Origin of the sequence: Pantoea sp. SIMBA_079 (genome assembly GCF_046940275.1) — a bacterium.
Classification (GTDB): Bacteria; Pseudomonadota; Gammaproteobacteria; order Enterobacterales; family Enterobacteriaceae; genus Pantoea; species Pantoea borealis.
The window spans coordinates 1-275 of sequence record NZ_JAWRYR010000254.1 but is presented as its reverse complement, the minus strand read 5'-3'; the positions used below and the strand labels follow the sequence as shown (position 1 = coordinate 275).

1 protein-coding gene is annotated in these 275 nt (G+C 68.7%); it reads left to right on the top strand.

Annotation, left to right across the window (positions count from 1 at the left end; translation table 11 throughout):
- Positions 1-275: ABC transporter permease subunit (locus tag SB719_RS19920; RefSeq protein ID WP_412159703.1), on the top strand; the 275-nt coding region annotated here is incomplete at both ends.

Below are 275 nucleotides of genomic sequence, written 5' to 3'. Positions count from 1 at the left end.
CGCGGTGGGTGGCAACGGAGTGGCGTCGAGGCTGGCCGGCATCAATATCAACCGCTACATCGTCGGGGTCTTCGTGGTCACGGGGCTCGTCGCGTCGATCGCCGGAGTCCTGATTACGGCCCGCACGGGGTCCGGCCAGCCGGTTTCGGGCTCCGCGGGGCTGGAGCTGCAGGCGGTCACTGCGGCGGCCCTGGGAGGCGCCGCTCTTAAAGGAGGCAAGGGGAGCGTGATCGGAACGCTCTTGGCGGTGGTGCTGCTGGGTGTCCTTTCCAACG